11 protein-coding genes are annotated in these 9,903 nt (G+C 70.2%); 8 read left to right on the top strand and 3 right to left on the bottom strand.

Going from position 1 to position 9,903, the window contains the following annotated elements:
* Nucleotides 1-53: 53 nt before the first annotated feature.
* Together D3105_RS29525 and mqnP are read left to right on the top strand one after the other, a co-directional pair.
* Complete coding sequence (locus D3105_RS29525) at nt 54-1,511, top strand: menaquinone biosynthesis decarboxylase (RefSeq protein WP_012380423.1); 1,458 nt, start codon at nt 54-56, stop codon at nt 1,509-1,511.
* Nucleotides 1,508-2,428 (top strand): menaquinone biosynthesis prenyltransferase MqnP, encoded by a 921-nt coding sequence (mqnP, locus tag D3105_RS29520; protein WP_118905994.1) that lies wholly within the window; start codon nt 1,508-1,510, stop codon nt 2,426-2,428. Before D3105_RS29525 ends, mqnP begins: the two co-directional genes overlap by 4 nt.
* 23 nt (nt 2,429-2,451) lie before the next feature.
* On the opposite strand, the gene D3105_RS29515 is transcribed toward mqnP, so the two are convergent.
* Nucleotides 2,452-3,084, bottom strand: a complete 633-nt coding sequence (locus D3105_RS29515) for a rhomboid family intramembrane serine protease (RefSeq protein ID WP_118905993.1) — start codon at nt 3,082-3,084, stop codon at nt 2,452-2,454.
* Nucleotides 3,085-3,205: 121 nt separating this feature from the next.
* Here D3105_RS29515 and D3105_RS29510 point away from each other — a divergent pair, with 121 nt between their 5' ends.
* Nucleotides 3,206-3,889 carry a UbiX family flavin prenyltransferase gene (locus D3105_RS29510; protein ID WP_118905992.1) on the top strand — a complete coding sequence of 228 codons (684 nt, stop codon included), beginning with the start codon at nt 3,206-3,208 and terminating at the stop codon, nt 3,887-3,889.
* Nucleotides 3,890-3,899: 10 nt separating this feature from the next.
* On the opposite strand, the gene D3105_RS34780 is transcribed toward D3105_RS29510, so the two are convergent.
* Entirely contained in the window at nt 3,900-4,046 is a 147-nt protein-coding gene (locus D3105_RS34780; RefSeq protein WP_010063936.1) for a hypothetical protein, read from the bottom strand.
* Nucleotides 4,047-4,167: 121 nt separating this feature from the next.
* Here D3105_RS34780 and D3105_RS29505 point away from each other — a divergent pair, with 121 nt between their 5' ends.
* From D3105_RS29505 to D3105_RS29485, 5 genes are all read left to right on the top strand, one after another.
* Nucleotides 4,168-4,623, top strand: coding sequence for an Lrp/AsnC family transcriptional regulator (locus D3105_RS29505; protein WP_118905991.1), 456 nt, complete (start codon nt 4,168-4,170; stop codon nt 4,621-4,623).
* 94 nt (nt 4,624-4,717) lie between these two features.
* Nucleotides 4,718-5,881, top strand: coding sequence for an aminofutalosine synthase MqnE (mqnE, locus tag D3105_RS29500; protein WP_010063934.1), 1,164 nt, complete (start codon nt 4,718-4,720; stop codon nt 5,879-5,881).
* A gap of 103 nt (nt 5,882-5,984) precedes the next feature.
* Entirely contained in the window at nt 5,985-6,533 is a 549-nt protein-coding gene (locus D3105_RS29495) for a GNAT family N-acetyltransferase (protein WP_118905990.1), read from the top strand.
* A 75-nt stretch (nt 6,534-6,608) separates the two neighbouring features.
* Nucleotides 6,609-6,902 carry a DUF4229 domain-containing protein gene (locus tag D3105_RS29490; protein WP_118905989.1) on the top strand — a complete coding sequence of 98 codons (294 nt, stop codon included), beginning with the start codon at nt 6,609-6,611 and terminating at the stop codon, nt 6,900-6,902.
* 416 nt (nt 6,903-7,318) lie between these two features.
* Nucleotides 7,319-8,707, top strand: coding sequence for a dicarboxylate/amino acid:cation symporter (locus D3105_RS29485; protein ID WP_118905988.1), 1,389 nt, complete (start codon nt 7,319-7,321; stop codon nt 8,705-8,707).
* 80 nt (nt 8,708-8,787) lie between these two features.
* Here D3105_RS29485 and D3105_RS29480 read toward each other — a convergent pair.
* Nucleotides 8,788-9,903: alpha/beta hydrolase family protein (locus tag D3105_RS29480; protein ID WP_118905987.1), on the bottom strand; the 1,116-nt coding region annotated here is incomplete at its 5' end.

Below are 9,903 nucleotides of genomic sequence, written 5' to 3'. Positions count from 1 at the left end.
GGACGGGGGAGCCCCGGCGGGCCCGCGGGGGCGGGGATGACAAACTGGACCGCATGGCTTACGACGATCTTCGCTCCCTGCTCCGGGCTCTTGAGCGCGATGGTGATCTCAAGCGCGTCAAGGTCGAGGTCGACCCCCACCTGGAGGTCGGCGAGATCGTCGACCGGGTCAACAAGGCGGGCGGCCCGGCCCTGCTGTTCGAGAACGTCAAGGGGTCCTCGATGCCCCTGGCCATGAACGTCTTCGGTACCGACCGGCGCCTGCTCAAGGCCCTCGGGCTGAAGTCGTACAGCGACATCAGCGACAAGATCGGCGGGCTCCTCAAGCCGGAGCTGCCGCAGGGATTCGTCGGCGTACGGGAAGCCTTCGGGAAGCTCGGCTCGATGGTGCACGTGCCGCCGAAGAAGGTGAAGTCCGGCGACGCGCCCGTCCAGGAAGTGGTGCTGACCGGCGACGACGTCGACCTGGACCAGCTGCCCGCGCTGTTCACCTGGCCCGAGGACGGCGGTTCGTTCTTCAACCTCGGCCTCACCCACACCAAGCACCCCGAGAACGGCGTCCGGAACCTGGGCCTCTACCGGCTCCAGCGCCACGACAAGCGCACCATCGGGATGCACTGGCAGATCCACAAGGACTCCGCCAACCACTACCAGGTCGCGGCCAGGCGCGGTGAGCGGCTGCCCGTCGCCATCGCCTTCGGCTGCCCGCCCGCCGTCACGTACGCCTCCACCGCGCCGCTGCCCGGGGACATCGACGAGTACCTCTTCGCCGGGTTCGTCCAGGGCAAGCGGATCGAGATGGTCGACTGCAAGACCGTGCCGCTCCAGGTCCCCGCGCAGGCGGAGGTCGTCATCGAGGGCTGGCTGGAGCCGGGCGAGATGCTGCCCGAGGGCCCGTTCGGGGACCACACCGGCTTCTACACCCCGCAGGAACCGTTCCCCGCACTGACCATCGACTGCGTCACCATGCGCAAGCGGCCGCTGCTCCAGTCCATCGTGGTGGGCCGGCCGCCGACCGAGGACGGGCCGCTGGGCCGGGCCACGGAGCGGTTCTTCCTGCCGCTGCTGAAGATCATCGTGCCGGACATCGTGGACTACCACCTCCCCGAGGCGGGCGGCTTCCACAACTGCGCGATCGTCTCGATCGACAAGAAGTACCCGAAGCACGCCCAGAAGGTGATGAGCGCGATCTGGGGCGCGCACATGATGTCGCTGACCAAGCTGATCGTGGTCGTCGACTCCGACTGCGACGTCCACGATCTGCACGAGGTGGCCTGGCGGGCGCTCGGCAACACCGACTACGCCCGCGACCTCACGGTCACCGAAGGGCCGGTCGACCACCTCGATCACGCCTCCTACCAGCAGTTCTGGGGCGGCAAGGCGGGCATCGACGCCACGAAGAAGCTGCCCACCGAGGGCTACACCCGGGACGGCGGCTGGCCGGAGATGGTCGTCTCCGACCCCGAGACGGCGGCGAAGGTCGACCGCCGCTGGAAGGAATACGGGCTGTGAGCAGTGCGGCAGAAGCGGCGTCCGTCCAGGGCCCCGCACCCTCCAGCAGCAAGGTGAAGGCCTTCCTGCGGCTCGTGATGATCGAGCACTCGGTCTTCGCGCTGCCCTTCGCCTACATCGCCGCGCTGACCGCGATGTTCCAGCTGGACGGCACGATCCACTGGGGTGTCCTGCTGCTGGTCACCCTCGCGATGGTGGGGCTGCGGACGTTCGCGATGGCCGCCAACCGGATCATCGACCGGGAGATCGACGCCCGGAACCCGCGCACCGCGAGCCGGGAGCTGGTGACCGGCGCGGTGTCGGTGAAGTCCGCGTGGACCGGCGCGATCGTCGCGCTGGCCGTCTTCCTGGGCGCCGCCGCCCTGCTCAACCCGCTCTGCCTGGTGCTCGCGCCGGTCGCCGTCGTCCCGATGGTGGTCTACCCGTACGGCAAGCGGTTCACGAACTTCCCGCACGCCATCCTGGGGCTCGCACAGGCCATCGGTCCGGTCGGCGCGTGGCTCGCGGTGACCGGCAGCTGGTCGTGGGACGCGGTGATCCTCGGGCTCGCGGTGGGGATCTGGATCGGCGGCTTCGACCTGATCTTCGCCTGCCAGGACGTGGCTGCCGACCGGGCCCACGGCGTGCTCTCCTTCCCGGCGCGCTTCGGGATCCCGGCCTCGCTGTGGGGCGCGCGGGTGTGCCACGCGATCACGACCGGGCTGCTGGTGTGGTTCGGTCTGGCCACGGGCGCCGAGGTCTTCTACTGGATCGGCATGGCGATCGTCGCCGTGGCGTTCGTCTACGAGCACCGGGTCGTGCGGCCGCACGACCTGTCCCGGCTGAACCGGGCGTTCTTCTCGGTGAACGGCTTCATCGGCATCGCGCTGTTCGCCTGCGCCCTGCTGGACCTGCTGGTGCGGGGCCTGACCCCGTAACGCACTCGGGCCGTCGAGGCGCCTCAGACCGTGACCAGGTTGTCCGGTCCTCGGCGCGCGGACGGGCGGCGGAAGAGGAACGCCGCCGCCACACCGCCGATCAGCCCGAACAGATGGCCCTGCCAGCTGATGCCCGACTGGGTCGGCAGGACCCCCCACAGCAGCGAGCCGTAGACCACGGCGACGCCGACGCCTATGAGGATGTCCCAGGGGCGGCGGTCCACGAAGCCGCGGACCAGCAGATAGCCCAGCAGCCCGAAGACCACGCCGGACGCGCCGAGCGTGATCGTGTTCTCCGGGGCGGTCAGCCAGACGCCGAGGCCGCTGGCCACGATGATCGTCAGGACGACGGCGGCGAACCGGCGCAGCCCGGCGAGGGCGGCTATGAAGCCGAGGACCAGCAGCGGGACGCTGTTGGAGGCCACATGCTCCCAGCCGCTGTGCAGGAACGCGGCGGGCACCACGTCCCGCAGCTCCGCCATCTCGCGCGGGCTGATGCCGTATGTGTCGAGCGCGTGGCCCGTGGCCACGTCGATCCCTTCGAGGACCCACAGCAGGGCCACCCAGCCCGCCATCAGAAGCCCGGCGGTCAGGGCCCGCGCGCTGCCGGTGGTGCCGTGGTCCGCGGTGCGGTCGGTGGTCCAGTAGTCGCCCATGGTCTGCCCCTGCCCCCGGGTTGCCCGTCATCCGGAGAACGTCTGTGGCGCCCGCCCGGTTCCGGGTGCCGCGCGCGGAGGGCCGCCGGATAGGCTCGCGGGTGTGGAATCCAGGACTTCAGTGACTCAGCAGCAGCGGCGGCCTTGGATTGTCGGGGTGTCCGGTGCTTCGGGGACCCCGTTCGCGGCCGCCGTCCTGCGCGGGCTCCTGGCGGCCGGCGAGAGCGTGGACCTGGTGGTGAGCCGGGCCTCGCGCCTCACGCTGCTGGACGAGACCGGTATCGCGTTCCGGGACGGGCACTGGCGCGAGGACCTGCGGGTCTGGCTGGATCGTGGCGCCGACGGGAAGCCGGACGCGTTCGCGGTGGGGGACGCGGAGCTGGAGCGCGTACGCCACTGGCCGACCGGGGATCTGGCCGCCGGGCCGTCCTCCGGGTCGTACCCGGCGAAGGGGATGCTGATCGTGCCGGCCTCGACGGCCTGTGTGGCCGGAGTGGCGCTCGGTCTGTCGAAGGATCTGCTCCAGCGGGCCGCGAGCGTGACGCTCAAGGAGCGCCGCCCGCTCGTCGTCGCGGTGCGCGAGACCCCGCTGAGCGGCCAGACGCTGAAGCAGATGGTGGCCCTGGACGAGGCGGGCGCGGTCGTGCTGCCCGCCTCTCCGGCGTTCTACGCGGGGGCGACGCACATCCAGGACCTGGTGGATTTCGTCGCGGGGCGGGTGCTGGACGCGGCCGGGGTGGAACACCGGCTGTACCGCCGCTGGGAGGGAGAGCTCGGTGGCGGCTCCCGCAGCCCCGAGGACTGAGAGGTCCGGGTCAGCGCTTCTTGGGCGAGCGCGGGGAGCGGGTCTTGTCGACGCGGTGCGCGGCGGCGGGCTGGTGGGCACGCGAGCGGTTGGCCAGGTCCTGCAGCTCGCGCATCCGGGCGTAGGCCATCTCGATCGTGTACACGGTGAAGTTCACTCCTGAAGATTCGAAAGCGTTTCTTGGATGTTCTAGAAGATTTGCAGGGCGTCGACCCTGCATGCCTTAGATTCTACACGTAGACTCGCGGTACTGCTGAACAATGGAAGGTTTCAGTCATATGGACGCGGTGGACAGGCAGCTCATCCAGGCCCTCAGGGAGAACGGCAGGGCCTCGTACGCCGAGCTGGGACGGCTCGTGGGGCTCTCCGGGCCCAGCGTCACCGACCGCATCAACCGGCTGGAAACCGCCGGTGTCATCACCGGCTACCGCGCCACCGTCGACTCCGCGTCGCTCGGCCTCGGCGTCACCGCGCTGATCGGGATCTCGCTCTCGGACGCGGCCGACCACGAGGACGTGGCGCACCGCCTGAAGGACCTCGCGGAGATCGAGGACTGCTGGTTCATCGCGGGCGACGACTCGTACATGCTCAAGGTCCGGGTCGGAGACGTGGACGGCCTGGAGAAGACGATCCGCCGCCTCAGCGGTACGAAGGGTGTCTCGCGGACGCGTACGACGATCGTGCTTTCCACCAAGTGGGAGAACCGGGTCGGGGAACTCCCCGAGGAGGCGTAGGCGCGGAGCGCCGCAGAGGGGGCGCCTCCCGCCCTAAGGGTGGGGGAGTACGGTTGGTCGGAGCCTGATACACGGAGATATGGGAGGCGGACGGGTGGACGCGGGACTCAAGCGCGAGCTGGAGGAGAAGGTCCGGGCCGGCGAGCGGCTGACCCGCGAGGACGGGATCGCCCTGTACGCGTCCGACGACCTGGCGTGGCTGGGCGGTCTTGCGCACGAGGTGCGGACGCGCAAGAACGGTGACGTGGTGCACTTCAACGTCAACCGGCACCTCAACATGACGAACGTGTGCACCGCCTCGTGCGCGTACTGCTCGTTCCAGCGCAAGCCGGGCGAGAAGGACGCGTACACGATGCGCATCGAGGAGGCCGTCCGCCTCGCCAAGGCGATGGAGAACGAGAACCTCACCGAGCTCCACATCGTCAACGGCCTCCACCCGACCCTCCCGTGGCGCTACTACCCGCGCTCGCTCAGCGCGCTGAAGGAAGCCCTGCCGGACGTGGCGCTGAAGGCGTTCACGGCGACGGAGATCCACCACTTCGAGACGATCTCCGGGCTCTCGGCCTCCGAGATCCTCGACGAGCTGATCGAGGCCGGTCTCGAATCGCTGACCGGCGGCGGCGCGGAGATCTTCGACTGGGAGGTCCGCCAGCACATCGTCGACCACCGCACCCACTGGGAGGACTGGTCGCGCATCCACCGCCTGGCGCACGAGAAGGGGCTCAAGACCCCCGCGACGATGCTGTACGGGCACATCGAGGAGCACCGTCACCGCGTCGACCACGTGCTGCGGCTGCGGGAGATGCAGGACGAGACCGGCGGCTTCCAGGTCTTCATCCCGCTGCGCTACCAGCATGACTTCGTGGACATGAAGGACGGCAAGGTCCGCAACAAGCTCCAGGCGCGCACGACGATGGCGACCGGCGCGGAGGCCCTGAAGACCTTCGCGGTCTCCCGTCTCCTCTTCGACAACGTGCCGCACGTCAAGGTGTTCTGGGTGATGCACGGCGTGCAGACCGCCCAGCTCGCGCTGCAGCACGGGGCGGACGACATGGACGGCTCGGTCGTCGAGTACAAGATCACGCACGACGCGGACGACTTCGGCACGCCGAACAAGCTCGGCCGTGACGACCTGCTGGACCTGATCCGCGACGCCGGATTCCGGCCGGTCGAGCGGAACACCCGGTACGAGATCCTGCGCGAGTACCCGGGCCCGGACGCCGATCTGCGCGAGTCGCCGCAGCCGATGCGCGTCTGAGACGCATCCCGTGATGTAAGCCCCGGCCGCCGTCCCCGGCCGGGGCTTTCTCGTGTTCCGGACGGGGTTGAGCCACCCCAGAGGTAATGGTTACTGTTGCACTATGGCCCTTACCTTTGAGTTGGATCCCTCGTTCTCCCCTGAGCTCCGCGACGGCATCACCGCCCTGTGGGCCGATGTGTCCAACGCGGGTGGGGCCGTCGGCTTCGTCCCGCCCGTCATCCCCGAGGAGATCCGGCCCGAGCTGCTCAAGCACCTCGTCGCCATCGAGGAGGGCCGTACCCGGCTGCTGGTCGGCCGTGACGAGGACGGCGCCGTCGCCGCCACCGCCTTCCTGAACCTCAACACCCACCGGCTGATGAAGCACTGGCTGTGGCTCTACACGGTCATGGTCCACCCCCGCCTCCAGGGCAAGGGGTACGGCCGCGACCTCATGGAGGCCGCCGCCGACGCCGCGCGCTCCATCGAGGGCATCGAGGCCATCCGGCTCACCTGCCGGGGCGGCACCGGCAACGACCGCTTCTACGCCTCCTGCGGCTACAAGGAGGTCGGCCGGGTCCCGGACGCGATCCGCGTCGCCCCCGGCGACGACCGCGACGACATCATCATGCTGCTGCCGCTGGGGTGCGCCTCGGGCCCGGCAACCCCCTGAACCGAGAGAATTCGGGCCATGCTTCACTGGACGGGCAGAAGTGTGCCGACCGTCCACGGGAAGAGAGGGCCAGCCGTGTCCGCTGCCAAGCCGAGCGCGATGATCCGTTACACGGCGTTGCGCCTGCTGATCTTCGTCGGCTGTTTCTTCGTCGCCGGTGTCGCCGTCCACTTCGGACTGATCCCCTCGGGCCTCGGCGGCTCCAACGCGATCTGGGTGATCCTCCTCGGCCTCGTCCTCTCCGCGCCGCTCAGCTATGTGCTGCTGCGCAAGCAGCGCGACGAGATGTCCGAGCAGATCGTCGCCGGCGTCGACCGCACCAAGGCCCGCCTGGACGCCAACCGCACCCGCGAGGACGCCGTTCAGTAAGGTTCCTCACACGCGCCCCGCGCGCGACCTCTGCCTTTCTGCTTCCTTCCGCCGGACCCCGTACCGGAGCGAACCGCTCCGGTACGGGGTCCGCGGCGTTTTCCGGACAGGTGCGGGGCCGGAGCGTCGCCCCCGAGCCAAAAGAAAGGCTTTGAGCTTCTCAAAGTTCAAGTGTTAACGTATTCGACGTGAAGACAGCTGTGCGCCTCCGTCATGCCGCGAGCCCCCCGCTCGTGGCGCGCCTGCATGTCGATCTCTGCCGCTGTATGTCCGCGGTCTGTTGCCGCGAGGTCTGATACGGCATCATGCAGCGGCGCCGCCCCTCGACGCGGGCGCCGCGACCCCGTCCCCGTTCCACCGCACGACCGCACGGATGGCTTCCGTGTGTCCCGATGCGTCCTCACTGGAGTGTGTCCGTGTCCGCGAACCCCGCGTCCACCGTCCCCGAGGCCGAGCAGCCCACAGGCTCCGGCTCCGGGTCCCGTCCCCGTATACCCAAGGTCCCGTTCTGGGCCCAGATCGTCACCGGTCTGGTGCTCGGTGTGCTGCTCGGCTGGCTGGCCCGCAGCCAGGACCTCGGCTGGCTCGTCACCACCCTCGACGAGATCGGCTCGCTCTTCGTCCAGTTGCTGAAGCTGGCCGTCGCCCCGCTGGTGTTCTTCGCGATCCTCGTGTCGATCACCAACCTGCGGCAGGTCAACAACGCCGCCCGGCTGGCCACCCGCACCCTTCTCTGGTTCATGATCACCTCGCTGATCGCGGTCGCCATCGGCCTCGCGATCGGCCTGATCACCAACCCGGGCTCGGGCACCGGCCTCACGCCGAAGGACGGCGCGCTCTCCGAGACCAAGGGCAGCTGGATCGACTTCCTGACCGGCATCGTCCCCGGTGATGTGATCACGCCGTTCACCGAGCTGAACGTGCTCCAGATCGTCTTCATGGCCGCCGTCGCCGGTATCGCCGCCCTCAAGCTCGGCGACAGGGCCAAGCCGATCCTCACCCTCAGCCAGTCGATCCTGGAGCTGCTCCAGAAGGCTCTGTGGTGGGTCATCCGCCTCGCGCCGATCGGCACCGTCGGCCTCATCGGCTACGCCATCGCCGACTACGGCTGGGACCTCATCGGCAAGTACGCGACGTTCACCGCCGACGTCTACATCGGCTGCGCCCTGGTGATGTTCGGCGTCTACCCGCTGCTCCTGGCCACCGTCGCCAAGGTCAGCCCGCTCCAGTTCTTCAAGGGCGCCTGGCCCGCGATCCAGCTCGCCTTCGTCTCCCGCTCCTCGGTCGGCACCATGCCGGTCACCCAGCGGGTCACCGAGCGCCTCGGCGTCCCGAAGGAGTACGCCTCCTTCGCCGTGCCGTTCGGCGCCACCACGAAGATGGACGGCTGCGCCGCGATCTACCCGGCGCTGGCGGCGATCTTCATCGCGCAGATCTTCGACGTCCAGCTGGGCATCGGCGACTACCTCCTCATCGCCTTCGTCTCGGTGATCGGCTCCGCCGCCACCGCCGGTCTCACCGGCGCGACGGTCATGCTGACCCTCACCCTCTCCACCCTGGGCCTCCCGCTGGAGGGCGTGGGCCTGCTCATGGCCATCGACCCGATCCTGGACATGATGCGCACCGCCACCAACGTGGCCGGCCAGGCGCTGGTCCCGGTGATCGTCGCGGCCCGCGAGAAGATCCTCGACCACGACGCGTACAACTCCGCCTCGCCCTCCCCGATCGACTCCTTCGGCGACGACGCCGACCGGGACGAGGTCCGCGACGCGAAGCCCAAGTCCGCCGTGCCCGCCACCGCGTAGCGCCCCGACGGACCCGGCAGCGCCCCCGGCCGACCACGTATCCGTACGTGGACGGCCCGGGGGCGCTGTCGTGCTCCCCGTCAGGGGCGCTGGAAGAGCACCTCGGGGTGGGCGGGCGTCGGACCGTCCAGCAGCCGGGCGGGCCGGCCGCGCAGGCTGCGGTCGAAGAACGCGGTGACATAGGCGCGGGTGATCGTCGTGGAACGGGCCGCGGAGAGCGGCGCGTCCGGGTCCACGATGCCGAGCTGCTCCCCGATCGCCGGGGTGTCCGTGAAGGTGAAGTGCCCGGACTCCCGGACCGTCAGCCACCGCTTGAAGCCGTCCAGCCGGGCCCAGCCCTCGTCCCAGGACGTGTCACCCGCACCGGGGGCGTGCCCGGGGTCGGTCCCCAGCATCAGGAACGGCCGCCGGTCGAGCCCGCGGGCGGTGACCGGGTCGAAGAACGTGCCGTCCATGTTGACGCCCGCGTCGACCCGTTGGTCGGCGGCCATCGTGGAGGCGGCCGCGTTGCCCCCGATGGAGTGACCCGCCATGCCCACCCTCCGTGCGTCGATCGTCCGGGCGTGCCGCCAGGCCGGGCGCGGCCCGGTCAGCCGGTCCAGGAGGAACGAGAAGTCGGCGGCCCGCCCGGCGGAGACGGCGGCCAGCACCGTGCGCCGCCCGGCGTCGTCGGGCTGCGCGTCCACCTCGTCGCAGGCGGCACAGGGGAGGACCCGCCCGTCGGGCAGCTCCGTACCGGTCGACTCGTACGGATGGTCCGCCGTCGCCACGACGTACCCCCGGCTCGCCAGCTCCTCCGCGAGCCCGGTCAGCGTGGCCCGGGGCGTGCCGAAGCCGGGGGAGAGCAGCACGAGCGGGAAGCGCCCCGGGGCAGGCCGGGCGTCCGTACGGGAGTAGGTCCGGGTGGCGGCGACCAGCCCGGGCCATTCCGGGTCGTCGAGCCCGCGCTGCGCGAGCATCAGCCGCGCCTCCGCCTCCGGCATGTACGGGGCGGGGTCACCGCCGCTGCCCGGGCGGGCCGGGTAGTGCAGCGACACCAGCAACCGGCGTGCCCCGGCGGCCGGCACCCAGGGGTCGGTCCGCTCGTGGTCGGTGAGGAACAGGGTGTCGCGACCGGTGGCGTAACGCCCGGTGGGGCGGGGAAGCGAGAGCGCGGAGGGGGCGTCGGCGACGGCTTTAGCGCCTGCGTCGGCCGC

Source organism: Streptomyces globisporus (genome assembly GCF_003501885.1).
GTDB classification, from domain to species: domain Bacteria; phylum Actinomycetota; class Actinomycetes; order Streptomycetales; family Streptomycetaceae; genus Streptomyces; species Streptomyces globisporus_D.
Note: the sequence above shows the minus strand (reverse complement) of the source record. Positions and strands in the feature narration are given on the sequence as shown.